This window comes from Nocardioides sp. NPDC023903, assembly GCF_040639295.1.
In the GTDB taxonomy this organism is placed as follows: domain Bacteria; phylum Actinomycetota; class Actinomycetes; order Propionibacteriales; family Nocardioidaceae; genus Nocardioides.
The window spans coordinates 115,011-130,054 of the sequence record NZ_JBEZZS010000001.1; the positions used below are offsets into that span (position 1 = coordinate 115,011).

The 15,044-nt window shown below is 69.4% G+C and carries 11 protein-coding genes; 9 read left to right on the forward strand and 2 right to left on the reverse strand.

Annotated features, from left to right (window positions below):
* Positions 1-45: 45 nt before the first annotated feature.
* The 5 genes from AB0F44_RS00570 to uvrB all read left to right on the forward strand — a co-directional run bounded on the left by AB0F44_RS00570 (position 46) and on the right by uvrB (position 6,326).
* Positions 46-840, forward strand: a complete 795-nt coding sequence (locus tag AB0F44_RS00570) for an SDR family oxidoreductase (protein WP_357351646.1) — start codon at positions 46-48, stop codon at positions 838-840.
* Positions 833-2,002 carry a sulfotransferase gene (locus AB0F44_RS00575; RefSeq protein WP_357351648.1) on the forward strand — a complete coding sequence of 390 codons (1,170 nt, stop codon included), beginning with the start codon at positions 833-835 and terminating at the stop codon, positions 2,000-2,002. Before AB0F44_RS00570 ends, AB0F44_RS00575 begins: the two co-directional genes overlap by 8 nt.
* 102 nt (positions 2,003-2,104) lie before the next feature.
* Entirely contained in the window at positions 2,105-3,682 is a 1,578-nt protein-coding gene (locus AB0F44_RS00580; protein ID WP_357351650.1) for a hypothetical protein, read from the forward strand.
* A gap of 8 nt (positions 3,683-3,690) precedes the next feature.
* Positions 3,691-4,119, forward strand: coding sequence for a hypothetical protein (locus tag AB0F44_RS00585; RefSeq protein WP_357351652.1), 429 nt, complete (start codon positions 3,691-3,693; stop codon positions 4,117-4,119).
* A gap of 65 nt (positions 4,120-4,184) precedes the next feature.
* On the forward strand, positions 4,185-6,326 hold the full coding sequence (uvrB, locus tag AB0F44_RS00590; protein ID WP_357351654.1) for an excinuclease ABC subunit UvrB: 2,142 nt from the start codon (positions 4,185-4,187) through the stop codon (positions 6,324-6,326).
* Between the two features lie 134 nt (positions 6,327-6,460).
* Here uvrB and AB0F44_RS00595 read toward each other — a convergent pair whose 3' ends face one another.
* Positions 6,461-7,648 (reverse strand): macrolide family glycosyltransferase, encoded by a 1,188-nt coding sequence (locus AB0F44_RS00595; RefSeq protein ID WP_357351656.1) that lies wholly within the window; start codon positions 7,646-7,648, stop codon positions 6,461-6,463.
* A 146-nt stretch (positions 7,649-7,794) separates the two neighbouring features.
* On the opposite strand from AB0F44_RS00595, the gene AB0F44_RS00600 reads away from it, so the two are divergent.
* The 4 genes from AB0F44_RS00600 (at position 7,795) to AB0F44_RS00615 (ending at position 14,427) form a co-directional block, all read left to right on the forward strand.
* Positions 7,795-9,441 (forward strand): hypothetical protein, encoded by a 1,647-nt coding sequence (locus AB0F44_RS00600; protein ID WP_357351658.1) that lies wholly within the window; start codon positions 7,795-7,797, stop codon positions 9,439-9,441.
* Between the two features lie 9 nt (positions 9,442-9,450).
* Entirely contained in the window at positions 9,451-10,749 is a 1,299-nt protein-coding gene (locus AB0F44_RS00605) for an MFS transporter (protein WP_357351660.1), read from the forward strand.
* 96 nt (positions 10,750-10,845) lie between these two features.
* Positions 10,846-12,396 carry a hypothetical protein gene (locus AB0F44_RS00610; protein WP_357351662.1) on the forward strand — a complete coding sequence of 517 codons (1,551 nt, stop codon included), beginning with the start codon at positions 10,846-10,848 and terminating at the stop codon, positions 12,394-12,396.
* A gap of 45 nt (positions 12,397-12,441) precedes the next feature.
* Positions 12,442-14,427, forward strand: coding sequence for a phosphocholine-specific phospholipase C (locus AB0F44_RS00615; RefSeq protein ID WP_357351664.1), 1,986 nt, complete (start codon positions 12,442-12,444; stop codon positions 14,425-14,427).
* Here AB0F44_RS00615 and AB0F44_RS00620 read toward each other — a convergent pair.
* The gene (locus tag AB0F44_RS00620; protein ID WP_357351666.1) at positions 14,424-15,041 is read right to left on the reverse strand and encodes a DUF1707 domain-containing protein; all 618 of its coding nucleotides are present in this window, start codon (positions 15,039-15,041) and stop codon (positions 14,424-14,426) included. The genes AB0F44_RS00615 and AB0F44_RS00620 overlap by 4 nt on opposite strands.
* Positions 15,042-15,044: the final 3 nt, after the last annotated feature.

The window sequence follows — 15,044 nt, forward strand, 5'->3', positions numbered from 1 at the left end:
CTGCGCCTCTTCCGGAAAAGTGAAACACGTTCTAGTCTAGGCGCCATGACTGGACTCCTGGATGGCAAGGTCGTCGTGCTCTCGGGGGTCGGCCCCGGCCTCGGTCGCTCGCTGGGCGAGCAGGCCGCGCTGATGGGCGCCGACCTGGTGCTCGCCAGCCGCACCGAGAAGCGGCTGCAGAAGATGGCCGGCGTCATCGAGGAGCACGGACGACGTGCGCTGGTGGTGCCGACCGACATCACCGACGAGGACGCGCGCCGGCACCTGGTCGACGCCACGCTGGAAGAGTTCGGGCGCGTCGACGTACTCCTCAACAACGCCTTCGGCATCCCGCCCATGGACCCGCTCACCCAGATCCCGCTCGACGCGCTCCGGCTGGCCCAGGAGTCCAACGTCTACGCCCCGCTGCGGCTCTCGGCACTCTTCGCCGACGCGCTGGCGGCCACGCCGGACAAGCCCGGCGGCGCGATCGTGATGATCAACTCCGCGGTGCTCTACCAGAGCCAGCCCGAGTTCGCGGGCTACAAGCTCTCCAAGGGTGCTCTCGCCCACCTCGCCTCCTCGCTGGCCACCGAGCTCGGCCCGCGCGGCATCCGGGTCAACTCCATCGCGCCGTCCTACATCTACGAGGACGTCAACAAGGCCTACTTCGACTGGATGGCGTCGGAGTCCGGGCGCACCCACGAGGAGGTGTACGCCGAGAAGGCAGCCCCCACCGACCTGAAGCGGCTCGCCACCCCCGAGGAGGTCGCCCGGGCGGCGCTCTTTCTCGGCAGCGACCTGGCCTCCGCGGTCACCGGGACCGTGCTCAACGTGGACTGCGGGGAGTTCCATGACTGAGACTGGCCCAGGAAAGACGACACAGCGCGAGCGGGCGGATGTGGGGACGTACGAGGACATCTGCGCGGCCGCCATCCGCACCACGGGACTGAATGACTTCGGTGGGACCGATCACGAGGAGGGGCTGCGGCTCCTGGTCGAGGACCTGGCCTCGCCCGAGGCCGGGCTCACCCCGGTCGGCAACTACTTCCACCGGTCCCAGGTGAAGTCGGCCCTCGTCGGCCGGCTCATGACGCAGGCCCGGCTCGCGGAGTTCCCCCAGCACCAGGACGTACGCATCGAGCGCCCGATCTTCGTCACCGGACTCGTCCGCACCGGCACCACCGCCCTGCACCGGCTCCTGGCCGCCGACCCGGCACACCAGGGTCTGGAGACCTGGTTGACCGAGTTCCCCCAGCCGCGTCCCCCGCGCGAGACCTGGGAGCAGGACCCGGTCTTCAACGCCCTGCAGGGCGCCTACCGGCAGCACCACGTCACCAACCCCGAGTTCATGGGGATCCACTACATGGACGCCACCAGCGTCGAGGAGTGCTGGCGGGTGCTGCGACAGAGCGGCAGGTCGATCTCCTTCGAGTCGCTGGCCCACGTCCCGCGCTACTCGGCCTGGCTGGCGAAGCAGGACTGGCGCGATGCGTACGAGCTGCACCGCCGCACCCTGCAGCTCATCGGGCTCAACGACACCGACAAGCGCTGGGTGCTCAAGAACCCCTCCCACCTGGTCGCGCTCGACGCGCTGATGGAGGTCTACCCGGACGCGCTCGTGGTCGTCACCCACCGCGAGCCGGTCGTCTCGGTCGCCTCCGGTTGCTCGCTCTCCGCAGAGGCGACCGCGGGGATGTCGACCACGTTCGTCGGTGAGACCATCGGCGAGACCCAGCTGGAGATGCTCTCCCGCTCGTGGCGCTCCTTCGCCGAGACCCGGAAGAGGTACGACCCGGCGCAGTTCCTCGACGTCGACTACCGCGGGTTCGTCAAGGACCCGGTCGGCACCGTCGAGAACATCTACACCCACTTCGACATCCCCTGGAGCGACGCCGCGCGAGCCGAGGTCTCCCGCATCGATGCCGAGTCGCGTTCGGGGAGCGCCCGGCCCAAGCACGACTACAGCCTGGCCGACTACGGGCTGACGGAGGACGAGGTTCGCCAGGCGTTCACCCTCTGATTCCGTACGGCATCCACCGGTGCTTCATCGAGATGTCCTACGGTTCGACGCGAGCTCACGGGTGTGCGGCTCATGACGCCGTCCAACCTCGGGAGCCATGTGATGAGCCATGCTGCGGTGCTGAGCGCCGAACCGACGGACGCGCCCGCCAGGCCTTCGGTCAGGCTGGTCACGGTGCTCGCGCTGCTGGGCGCCTTCGCGGCCTCGATGAGCCTCTACGTGGCCACCACGCAGGCGTTGTCGTACCACGCGCGTGACGAGGGCCCGAACGCCTCGTACGCCATCTCGCTCCACACCGGCGAGCTGCCCACGATCGACACACCGGTGGCGCAGGACAGGGAGCGCTTCCCGCAGATCACCCGGGGCGCGAACCGGGAGGAGTTCGATCGCCACCGGATGATCTGGACCGCCAACCATCCGCCGCTCTACTACCTCCTCGGCGTGCCGTGGGTCGCCCTGGCCGACGCGCTGGACAACCCGCAGGTGCTGATCGCCGGGATGCGGGCGGTGAGCGCTCTGGCGTACGGGGCGCTGGTGTTCCTGGTCGGCCTGATCGCCTTCGAGGTGACGCCACGGCGTCCGCCCGCCGCGATGCTCGCCACCGCGATCATGGCCTCGCCGGCGGTGCTGGCGATCGCGGCAGGGTTCGTCATGAACGACAGCCTGGCGGTGGCGGCCTCCTCGCTGACCGTGCTCGCGACCCTGCGCATCCTCCGCCTCGGGGTGACCCGGAACCGGATGATCGTGATGGCGGTCGCCGGCACTCTGGCCGCCGCGACCAAAGCGCCCGGCGTGATCACGGTGATCATGTGCGGTGCCGCGCTCGGGGTGACGCTGCTGCTCCGCGACCGCACCCCGAAGAGCTTCCTCCGGGCTACCTGGCTCACCGCGATCGCCACCGGGGTGCCGGGGCTGGCGATCGGCTGGTTCTACGTACGCAACATCGTGCTCTATGGCGACGCGACCGCGAGCTCGGCGCTCCTGGCGCGCTACCAGCGGGTGCAGATCGATACCTGGTTCGAGGTGATGACCGCGCCGCGCTTCTGGCACGGCTGGTACGACCACTTGTGGGTGCCGGTCCAGTTGCGCGGCACGACGCTGCACTGGGTGATCGACGCCATCACGCTCGTCGCTCTGCTCGGACTGGCCCTGGGGATCCTCGCGCGTCTGCGTGACCACGGTCGCGAGCGGGGTGTCGTCGTCAGCGCGCCCCGGGTCCCGTCGGTCGCGGCCGTCGGTCTGCTCGTGCTGATCGCGCACGCGTTCGTGATCGTCGTCAACCTGGCCCAGTTCCGCTCCGGCGGCGGCAACCCGCACGAGCGCTACCTGATGACGATCATGCCGCTGATCGCGATCGTGCTCTCGGTCGGTCTGCTGGCCATCGTCGATGCGCTGCCGTGGGGCGAGGTCCGCCGGCGTGAGGAGGTCGCGACAGTGCTGATCTCGGCGTTCCTGGTGGGCATGGCGGCCGCCACCTTCGCCGTGTGGATGCGCACCCAGATCCGCATGGGCGCGGATCTCATGCTCCCGGAGCTCCGGCTGGTGCCGTACGTCATCCTCGCCGCCGGCGGACTCTGCGCACTCGCGGCGGTGGCACTTCCGCTCCTCTGGCGGCCACGTGCAGACGACAGCGTGACAGGTAGCGCACTACTCGCTCTCTCGGGTGTGGGGCGCGGTTGAGTGTCTGCATGAGCGCCGATGTCATCCCCAGCTCCCACCGCACAGCATCGACGGTCTGGAGCAGGATCGCCGCGGTGCTGTCCGGTCTGCTCAGCGTCGGTTTCGGCATCCCTGCCGCCTACGGCACCTACCACTTCGCGACGCACGACGGCGAGGTGTGGATGTTCATGGGCTTCCCGACGTACGGCGACGGTCCGTTCGTCGACGTCGGTATCCCGACGACCGTGCTGCTGCTGGCCGGGTTCACGGCGGTGTGCGTGGCCGAGGCGGTGGTTGGCCTCGTGCTGTGGACGCGTCCGCGCCTCGGCGGGTGGCTCTCGATCGCCTTGCTCCCGTTCGAGCTCGCCTACTGGTGGGGCTTCGCGTTGCCGTTCGGCCCGATCGCGGGTCTGGCTCGGACGGTGGCGGTGGTCATGGTGCTTCGTCGCCGCGAGTAGTCGGAGCGTCGGCGTGGATGTCGAGGGCGCCAAGACTGTCGGTGGTCCCGAGTAGCCTGGACATCATGCGTCCAGTCACCGATCTCGAGCGTCGTGTCGCCCCGTTCAAGGTGGTCTCCGACTACCAGCCCTCGGGTGACCAACCGGCTGCGATCGCGGAGATCACCAAGCGGATCCAGGGCGGCGTCAAGGACGTCGTCCTGCTCGGCGCGACCGGCACCGGAAAGACGGCGACCGTGGCCTGGACGGCCGAGCAGCTGCAGCGCCCGCTGCTGGTGCTGCAGCCCAACAAGACCCTCGCCGCCCAGTTCGCCAACGAGCTGCGCCAGCTCTTCCCGGAGAACGCGGTCGAATACTTCGTCTCCTACTACGACTACTACCAGCCTGAGGCGTACGTCCCCCAGACTGACACCTACATCGAGAAGGACTCCTCGATCAACGAGGAGGTCGAGCGGCTGCGCCACTCGGCGACCAACTCGCTGCTGACCAGGCGCGACGTCATCGTGGTCTCGACCGTCTCCTGCATCTACGGTCTCGGCACCCCGCAGGAGTACGTCGACCGGATGATCCGGCTGCGGGTGGGGGAGGAGCACGACCGCGACTCGATCCTGCGGCGGCTGGTGGAGATCCAATACACCCGCAACGACCTCTCCTTCACTCGAGGCACCTTCCGGGTGCGCGGCGACACCCTGGAGATCTTCCCGGTCTACGAGGAGCACGCGGTCCGGATCGAGTTCTTCGGCGACGAGATCGAGCGGCTGATGACGCTGCACGCCGTCACCGGCGAGGTCCTCACCGAGGACCAGGAGCTCTACGTCTTCCCCGCGACCCACTACGTCGCCGGCCCCGAGCGCATGGAGCGCGCGATCAACGGCATCGAGGCCGAGCTCGACCAGCAGCTGAGCACCTTCGAGAAGCAGGGCAAGATGCTCGAGGCGCAGCGGCTGCGGATGCGTACGACCTACGACATCGAGATGATGCGGCAGGTCGGGTCCTGCTCCGGGATCGAGAACTACTCGATGCACATCGACGGCCGCGAGCGTGGCTCGGCGCCCAACTGTCTGCTCGACTACTTCCCGGAGGACTTCGTCCTCGTGGTCGACGAGTCCCACGTCGCGGTCCCGCAGGTCGGCGGGATGTACGAGGGCGACATGTCCCGCAAGCGCAACCTGGTCGAGCACGGTTTCCGGTTGCCCAGCGCCCAGGACAACCGGCCCCTGAAGTGGGAGGAGTTCCTGGAGCGGATCGGCCAGACGATCTACCTCTCCGCGACGCCGGGCAACTACGAGCTGGACCTGGTCAGCCGCGACGGCGGCGAGCCTGACGTGGTCGAGCAGATCATCCGCCCGACCGGCCTGATCGACCCCGAGGTGATCATCAAGCAGACCAAGGGCCAGATCGACGACCTGATCGGCGAGATCAACGACCGGGTCGCCAAGAACGAGCGCGTCCTGGTCACCACGCTCACCAAGAAGATGTCCGAGGATCTCACCGACTATCTGCTCGATGCCGGGATCCGGACGCGCTACCTCCACTCCGAGGTCGACACGCTCAAGCGGATCGAGCTGCTCCGCGACCTGCGGCTGGGGGAGTACGACGTCCTGGTCGGCATCAACCTGCTCCGTGAGGGCCTCGACCTTCCCGAGGTGTCGCTGGTCTCGATCCTCGACGCCGACAAGGAAGGCTTCCTTCGCTCGGACAAGTCGCTGATCCAGACCATCGGCCGTGCGGCCCGAAACGTCTCCGGTCAGGTGCACATGTACGCCGACAAGATCACCCCCTCCATGGAGTCGGCGATCGAGGAGACCAACCGCCGCCGCGCGATCCAGATGGCCTACAACGAGGCCAACGGCATCGACCCGCAGCCGCTGCGCAAGAAGATCGCCGACATCACCGACATGCTCGCCCGCGAGGACGAGAGCACCCAGGAGCTGCTCAACACCTGGGCCGGCACCGAGGCCAAGGGCCGCGCCGGCAAGACCGCTGCCAAGTCCCCGACCCCGATGCTCGGAGACGCCGCCCGCGAGGCCCGCGAGCGCGGCCTCGTCGGACTCCCCTCCTCCGACCTGGCTCAGCTCATCGGCGACCTCACCGAGCAGATGAAGGGCGCCGCCGCCGAGCTCCAGTTCGAGGTCGCCGCCCGTCTGCGCGACGAGATCTCTGATCTCAAGAAGGAACTGCGGCAGATGATGGAAGCCACTAAGTAACACCGCTGGTCGAGCCGCGAGCGCCAGCGAGCGTGTCGAGACCAACACAGTCCCGTCAGCGCTCGATCGTACCGCGTTGGTCTCGACACGCCTCCGCCTAGCGGCTCCGGCGGCTCGACCAGCGGGTGCTGCGATCAACCAGCGAGCATGGCCTCGATCAGGTCAGCGGCGCGGCGGGTGCCGCCCTCGGCGATGGCGTCGGCGCGCAGCTGAGCCGAGCGCACGGCGCGGTCGGGGTCGTCGAGCAGTTCGAGCAGTGCCGTACGCAGCGCAGAGGCAGTGACGTCCTCGGCGTCGATCCTTCGAGCGACGCCGAGCTCGACGAGACGATCGGCGTTCATGAACTGGTCGACCGCCTGCGGGATCGCGACCATGGGGATGCCTGCCATCAGACCTTCGCTGCTGCCGCCCATCCCGGCATGTGTGACGAACGCGTCAGACTGGGCGAGGACGGCGCGCTGCGGCAGCCAGGAGTGGACCTCGACGTTGCCGGGGAGGTCGCCGAGGTCGGCCGGGTCGAGCTGGGTGCCGGTCGACATCACGACGTGCCAGCCGGGGAGGGATGCGTACGCCTCGATGCAGGCGCGGAAGAAGTCCGCGCCGGCGGCGTAGGCCGAGCCGAGGGAGACAAGCAGGACGTGATCGGCGTCGGCGGGGCGGGTCCAGGTCTCCTCGGAGTCGAGCGCGAAGCACGGTCCGACGAAGGTGACGACCTCCTCGTCGACTTTGTCCGCGTTGGGCTGCATCGCCTTCGGGATGAGGGCGAGCGCCCGCTTCGGCGCCCCGGCGAACGTCTCCGGGTCACGAGTGCTTGCTCCCGCGTCCTCGAGCCACGCCCCGAACCGATCCAGGTAGCCGTCGTAGCCCGGCAGTTGCCGCACCTGGGCGCCGACCTCCTCGGCGTACCCCTCCCAGGCGACGAACGTCGGCGAGAGCTGCACGAACGGACGCTGCTGCTTCTCCGCGAGGGCCCGGGCGGCATAGCCACCGATGTCGTAGAGGTAGAGCTCGGCGGGCTCGGTGCCGTAGAACGACTCCAGATGCGGGAGGACCTGGATGGCGTCGTCGAGGAAGATGCCCATCCCGGCGACCGGGTCCTCGGGCCAGAGTCGGTCCTCGACGGGCAGCACCGTCGGCACCGGAACCAGCTCGGCCCCGGTCGGCTTGATCGCGTCGGACATCGACTCGTGGGTGGCGTACGTGACCCGGTGGCCGCGCTCGACCAGCTCCTTGATCAGCTCCAGACTCGGCAGGAGGTGGCTGATCGCCGGGGAGGCGACCATGGCGATGTGGTGCGGCAGCGACCGCGGTGAAGTAGGCATGACACCTCCGGACGCTATCGGCCCGCCAGCGGCGGATGCGACCGAGTTTTGCGTCAACCTTCGCTCACCCGCGCGTCGCGTGCTGTTCACCGCCCGTGAGCCGTGGCTCGTGTGTCCCGTCAGTTTCGGCGGTTAACGTCGTGTACGTGACTGTTCCACGGGTCTCGATGTCCCAATCCACGATCTGCGTCCTGCTGCTGGGTGTGCTCGGCTTCGCGATGAGCGCCCAGGTGGCGATCGCGATGCCGGCCCTGTTCAAGGCCGATGAGCGGGCCCACGCGGCGTACGCGGTGGCGCTTTCCCAGGGGACGCTGCCGACGATCGACACCGACATCCCCGACGACCCGGCGCGCTACCCGCAGCTGGCCGAGAGCCTCTTCGGTGCCGACGAGGCCCATCGCGACATCTGGGTCGCCAACCACCCGCCGCTCTTCTACGCGATGAGCCTGCCGCTCGTCTGGCTCGGCGACGCCGTCGGCTCGCCAGGCCTGACGCTGCTCGGGATGCGCCTCCTCAATGCGCTCGGGTTCGCCCTGACCACGATCATGGTCGGCCTGCTGGCGCGCGAGCTGGTGCCACGACGCCCGGCGGTGCCGGTGATCGCCTCGGCGATGTGCATCGGCTGCGGCGCGATGACGTTCGTGGGCGGCGGGATCTACAACGACGGCTGGTCCTCGGCGGCGGCGTTCATGACGCTCTACCTCGGGTTCCGGATGATCCGCCAGGGCGTGACGCGCGAGCGCCTGATCGCCGCGGCCGCGGTCGGCGTCGCGGCTGCCGGGTTCCGCTCGACCGGCCTGGTCGCGGTCCTCTTCCTCGGCGCCTGTGTGCTGGTGGCGATGTGGCTGCGGGAGCCGTCGCTGCGTACGTTCCTGCGCGGGACCTTCTGGCGAGCCGTCGGGATCGCGGCGTGCATCGGCATGGCGCCGGTGGTCGTGTTCGGCTGGTTCTACGTGCGCAACATCCAGCTCTACGGTGACCCGACCGCGTCGGGCTCGCTCTTCGAGAAGTTCGGGCGCGAGCCCAACGGCACCACCCTGTTCCAGCTGGTCAACCCCGAGTTCTACGGCCACCTGCTCGGCAGTCTGTGGACCGATGGCAACATCGCCAACACCTGGAGCCAGGCGGCCGTCATCGTGCTGACGCTCACCCTGGTCGGCCTCGGGCTCGATGCCGCCGCGAAGGCCAACCCGCGCCGTACGGGAGTCCTGCGGCTCATCCACCTCGCCCCGCAGAGCACGATGCAGCACCGCCAGGACCTGGCCATCTGGGCGCTCCTGGGCGGCTACTGCCTGCTGATCCTGATCAACGTTGCCGGATTCATCGCCGGCGGGGGCTGGATCCACGCGCGCTACGCGGTCCCGTTCCTGCCCTTCCTCGCCGCCGGCGCCGGAATCGCCGCGCTGCGCCTGGGGCGGCTCCTGCCGCTGCGGGTCCCGACCGGTTCGCGGAACGGCGTGACCGCCCTCGACGAGGCGCGCGACCTGCGCATCGGTCTGGGCGTCTCCCTCGCGTTCATGGTCGTCGGCCTGGTCTGCCACCTCGACACCGAGCAGTACGTCGACGGGCCGGTCAGCAGCACCTTCGCGCTCGTCGCCCTGGTGGCGGCCGACCTGGTGATGTTCGCGGTCGCCGCGTACGTCGCCACGGAGCTGCGCCGGCGGATGCGGCCAGGCACGTTCGACACTCCGCGCACCTTCGCCGCGGACCTTGCGATCGGGTCTGTGACCGAGGTCGCCTCCGACCGTCCACGGGAGACCACCGGCATCTCGACGACCTCGAAGGCGCCGTAACCTCTCTCTGTGAGCCACGAAGATCCCCAGTCGTCCGCACGCTCATGGCTCGTGTGGGGTATCGCCCTCGCGGTCTACGGCCTGGCGGTCTTCCACCGCAGCAGCCTCGCGGTGGCCGGTCTGGTGGCGACGGAGCGCTTCGGGATCGGCGCGAGCCAGCTGGCGACCTTCGTCATGCTGCAGCTTCTCGTCTACGCCCTCATGCAGGTGCCGGTCGGGCTGCTGGTCGACCGGTACGGCTCGCGTACGGTCCTCTCCGCGGGTGCGCTGATCTTGGCGGTCGCTCAGGCAGGGTTCGCATTCGCGGACTCCTATCCGCTGGCGCTGCTCGCGCGCACGTTCGTGGGGATGGGCGACGCGATGACATTCATCTGCGTGCTGCGGCTGGTGCCGTCGTGGTTCCCGGCGCGCAAGGTGCCGCTGGTCAGCCAGCTGACCGGCACCGTCGGACAGCTGGGCGCGATCGCGGCGGCGGTCCCGATGACGTGGGCGCTGGGCCAGCTCGGCTGGACCCGGGCCTACCTCACGGCAGCGCTGATCGGCCCGGTGCTTCTCGTGCTGCTGCGCCTCTTCGTCCACGACGGACCCGGCGACCGACACCGCCGAGGCAGCTCCCTCAAGCCGCGCGAGCTCGGCCGCAGCCTGAAGGCGTCCTGGTATCAGCCGGGCACGCGCCTGGGGTTCTGGATCCACTTCTCCACCCCGTTCAGCTCTCACCTGATGGGGCTGTTGTGGGGCTTCCCGTTCCTGGTGACCGCGGAAGGGCTCTCCGACACCCTCGCCGGCACCCTGCTCTCGGTCACCGTCGTCGCCGCACTGGCCGCGGGCCCGGTGATCGGCATCCTCGCCGGACGCCACCCGTGGCACCGCTCGACGGTGGCGCTGACGATGATCGCCGCGCTGGTGTCGGTGTGGACGCTCGTGCTCGCCTGGCCGGGCGAAGCGCCGCTGCCGGTGCTGCTGCTCCTGATGGCCGTGGTCGGCTTCGGCGGACCCGCCTCGATGATCGGCTTCGACGTCGGCCGCACCAGCAACCCGCCTGCCCGGATGGCGAGCGCCAGCGGGATCATCAACCAGGGCGGCTTCGTCGCCGCGCTGCTCGTGATCGTGCTGGTCGGCTGGATCCTCGACTGGCGTACGCCGGGGGCCTCGACCTCCTACACGCCGGAGGCGTTCCGCTGGGCGATGTCGGTGCAGTACCTGTTCTGGGGGCTCGGGGTAGTGCAGATCTGGCGTCACCGGCGCGACGTGCGACGGCGTACGACCCGGGAGCAGGTCGCTGCCGGCTCCTCGATGGTCATCGACTGAATGCAGCAGAGCCACCACGCACAGTTCGCCGACTCGTCACCTGACCGCCAACCGCGGTGGCGGCTGGACGGCATCTGGGCCCACTAGCTTGTCGAGGTGCTCACGCCCACGCGCTCGCTGTCCCAGGTGACCGTATGCCTGCTCCTGCTCGGGGTGCTCGGCTTCGCGATGAGCGCGCAGTACGCCATCGGGATGCCTCCACTGCTGAAGGCCGACGAGAAGCAGCACGCCGCCTACGCCATCGTCCTGTCCCAGGGCGTCCTGCCCACGATCGACACGAACACCCCGGCCGACCCGGTGCGCTACCCGCAGTTCGCCGAGGCGCTCTTCGGTCTCGACGAGCCGCGCCGCGACATCTGGGTCGCCAACCACCCGCCGCTGTTCTACGTGATGAGCCTGCCGCTGGTCTGGCTCGGCGACGCCGTCGGCAACGTCGGGGTGACGCTTCTCGGGATGCGGCTGCTCAACGCGCTCGGCTACGCGCTGAGCATCATCCTGGTCGGGCTGCTCGCGCGTGAGCTGGTGCCCAGGAGACGGGTGGTCCCGGTGCTCGCCGCTGCGATGGTGCTCGGCTGTGGCGCGGTGACCTACGATGGCGGCGCGATCTACAACGACGGCTGGGGCACGGTCGCCGCCTCGCTGACCCTGCTGCTCGGCTTCCGGATGATCCGCGAGGGCGTCACCCGGGACCGGCTGATCTGGGCGACAGTCGCCGGCGTCGCGGCGGCCAGCTTCCGCTCGACCGGCCTGGTGGCGGTGCTCGTGCTGGGTGCCTGCGTGCTGGCCGCGCTGTGGCTGCGCGACCCGACGCTGCGTACGTTCCGCCGGGGTGTGCTCCTCGCGATCCGCATCGGGCTGGCGCCAGTGGTCGTGATCGGCTGGTTCTACGTACGCAACATCGTGCTCTACGGCGACGCGACCGCCTCCGCGGCGCTCTTCGAGAAGTTCTCCCGCCAGACCCACGGCGACACGCTCTTCCAGCTGGTCAACCCGGAGCTCTACCTGCACCTCTACGGCTCGCTGTGGGCCGACGACGTCATCCCGAAGATCTGGATCGTGGCCGCCGCGGCGACCCTAGCGGTCACGGTCACTGGCATGGTGCTCGACGTCAACGCAAAGGCCCGGCCGAGGCCGGACGGGGTGATGCGCCGCGTCGTGATCCCCGGGCCGGAGCCGACCGTCCTGGAGCGCCGGCTGGAGGTGGCGGTGCGGGCGCTGATGGGGATCTACTGCGTGATCATCATCGTCAACCTGGCCTCGTTCCACGCCGGCGGCGGCTGGATCCACGCCCGCTATGCGGTGCCGTTCCTGTCGGTGATCGCGGCGCTGACCTCGCTCGCGATCCTGCGGGTCGGCCGCCACTGGGTGCGCGGCATCGATGAAGAGGAAGTGGATCTGCGCATCACCCTCTATGCCAGCGTCGGGTTCATCGTCTCGGCGATGGTCGCCCACCTCCACATCCAGCAGCGGATCGACGGACCGGCCGATGCCTCCTGGCTGTTCGCGCTGATCGCAGCCGACCTGGTGATGTTCGTCGTCGCCGCGTACGTCACCGCGCAGCTGCGCCGCAGGCTGCGGCCGGGCGGCGAACTCTTCGCCCGCCGGTCATCTGACGACCAACCACGCGTCGCCCAGGTGAGCCACTGAGCCGAGATCGTGGTCGCCGCTCACCCCCACCGTCAAGGAGTACCAGTGGTTGACATCGATCGTCGTCGGTTCCTCGGTCTTGCCGGCGGCGCAGCAGCGCTGACCATGCTCGACCAGAGCATCGCGCGAGCCGCCTCCATTCCCGCCGCCCGCAAGACCGGCACGATCCGCGACATCGAGCACGTGGTCGTCCTGATGCAGGAGAACCGCAGCTTCGAGCACTACCTGGGCACGCTGCGCGGCGTACGCGGCTTCGGCGACCCGCACCCGGCGATCCTGCCCTCGGGCAAGCCGGTGTGGCACCAGCCGAACGGCGACAGCGAGCTGCTCCCGTTCCACCCCGAGGTCGACGACCTTGGCGCCGCCTTCCTCGAGGGCCTCCCGCACGGCTGGACCGACGGCCAGCAGGCGATCAACGGCGGTCGCTACGACCAGTGGGTCCCGGCCAAGGGCACCACCACGATGGCGTACCTCCAGCGGCAGGACGCCGCCTTCCACTTCGCGCTCGCCGACGCGTTCACGGTGTGCGACGCCTACTACTGCTCCTTCATCGGCAACACCGACCCCAACCGCTACTACATGCTCTCGGGCTGGACCGGCAACGACGGCAAGGGTGGCGGGCCGGTGCTCTACAACGACGAGGCCGGCTACGACTGGACTACCTACGCCGAGCGGCTCGAGAAGGCCGGGGTCAGCTGGAAGGTCTACCAGGACGAGGGCACGGGCCTCAACGCCGAGGGCGACAACTGGTGGGGCTGGACCAAGGACGCCTACATCGGCAACTACGGCGACAACTCGCTGCTCTACTTCAACAGGTTCCAGGACGCCCAGCCCGGCGACCCGCTCTTCGAGAAGGCCCGCACCGGCACCCGCGCGATCGACGGCCAGGACTACTTCGAGATCCTGCGAGCCGACGTCGAGGCCGACAACCTGCCCTCGATCAGCTGGATCGCGGCGCCGGAGGCGTTCTCCGAGCACTCGAACTGGCCGACCAACTACGGCGCCTGGTACATCGCCAAGGTCCTCGACGCGCTCACCTCCAACCCCGAGGTGTGGGCCAAGACCGCGCTCTTCATCACCTACGACGAGAACGACGGCTTCTTCGACCACTTGGTGCCGCCGCACATCAACAGCCCGCTGGTGCCGGGGGAGTCGACCGTCTCGACCGAGAACGAGCTCTACACCGGCTCCCACGGCGACGGCCACTACGGCCTCGGGCCGCGGGTGCCGATGTTCGTCGTCTCCCCGTGGAGCGTCGGCGGCTGGGTCTCCTCGGAGACCTTCGACCACACCTCGATCCTGCGGTTCATGGAGGAGCGCTTCGGTGTCGTCGAGCCCAACATCACGCCCTGGCGTCGCGCCGTGTGTGGCGACCTGACCTCGGCCTTCGACTTCTCCCGCACCTCCGAGCCGCCGGTGCTGCCCGACACGAGCGGGTGGGAGCCCGCCGACCGCGAGCGCCACCCGGACTACGCCCCGGAGGCGCCGGCGAAGGGGACGATGCCGACGCAGGAGCGCGGCACCCGCCCGGCTCGCCCGACCCCCTACCGGCTCGAGGTCGTCGAGACCGCCGCCGCCGGCGAGATCGCCGTCGAGATCCACAACGCCGGCAGCGTCGGCGCCCACTTCCAGGCCCGGCTGCTCGCCCCGGAGGGTGCGCCACACAGCTACACCGTCGGCGCCGGCGACACCCTCTCGGTGCGCTGGCCGGTCAGCGGCGACTACGAGATCCACCTGCACGGCCCCAACGGGTTCTTCCGCTCCTACGCCGGCACCGCTGGCGCAGACCCCGCGCCCGCCAACCTCCGGCGGGATGGCCGCTCGCAGCGACTCACCGTGACCGCGCCCCGCAAGGCCGAGATCACCAGCGCGTACGCCGGCCCGATCCGCTCCCGCCACCTAGACACCCGCGCCACCGGGGGCTGGTACGACCTGACCCTGACCGTCCCGGGCACCACCTGGGCACGCGGGTTCGCCGGCCACCTGGAAACCGGACGTCCCTCCGTGAGCGACCCGCAGCTGGGGAGCTAGGAGGGATCGCCGGGCCGGTCCTTCTCGGACTGGGCCGGCGGGTCGAGGATCGGGGCAGCTGTCTCGGGGGCTGCCTCGATCTCGGCCTTGGCCGCCTTCTTCGCCGCCTTCTTGGCGGCCTTCTTCTCGAGGCGGTGCACCTCGCGCTCCACGATCGCCTCGCGGCGTACGCCGGTGCCGACCAGGTTGACGACCAGGAAGAGCATCGGATAGATCGGCCACGGGTGCCCATCTGGGGCGCTGGTGAACAGCCAGATGCCCCAGGTGATGAGGCTGACCATCAAGAAGGTGGCGACCGCCTCCTGGAGCTCCTTGCGGTACGCAGCCGCGCCCTGCTCACGGAAGCCGAGCGTCCCGGGCAGGTTCGCCCCGGGCTCGCCGGCAGCGGGCTCGACGACCACGAGATCGTCCACCAGCGCGGGCAGCTCACCGAGCGTACGGGCCTCCAAGAGGGTGCCGACCCGCTCCTCGTGCTCCTCGCGGGTCAGCCGGCCGTCGGCGAAGGCATCGGTGAGAACGGTGCGCACAACCTCCCGATCGGCATCGGAGGCGCGCATGCGTGCGTTGTCGGCCTGTCTCGGATCGAGACGGAACCGGGTCCAGAAACCCTCCACACC

Excerpts from the sequence above, each read along its gene's own strand:
- AB0F44_RS00570 (WP_357351646.1), top strand. The coding sequence starts at position 46 with ATGACTGGACTCCTGGATGGCAAGGTCGTCGTGCTCTCGGGGGTCGGC.
- AB0F44_RS00575 (WP_357351648.1), top strand. The coding sequence starts at position 833 with ATGACTGAGACTGGCCCAGGAAAGACGACACAGCGCGAGCGGGCGGAT.
- AB0F44_RS00580 (WP_357351650.1), top strand. The coding sequence starts at position 2,105 with ATGAGCCATGCTGCGGTGCTGAGCGCCGAACCGACGGACGCGCCCGCC.
- AB0F44_RS00585 (WP_357351652.1), top strand. The coding sequence starts at position 3,691 with ATGAGCGCCGATGTCATCCCCAGCTCCCACCGCACAGCATCGACGGTC.
- uvrB (WP_357351654.1), top strand. The coding sequence starts at position 4,185 with ATGCGTCCAGTCACCGATCTCGAGCGTCGTGTCGCCCCGTTCAAGGTG.
- AB0F44_RS00595 (WP_357351656.1), bottom strand. The coding sequence starts at position 7,648 with ATGCCTACTTCACCGCGGTCGCTGCCGCACCACATCGCCATGGTCGCC.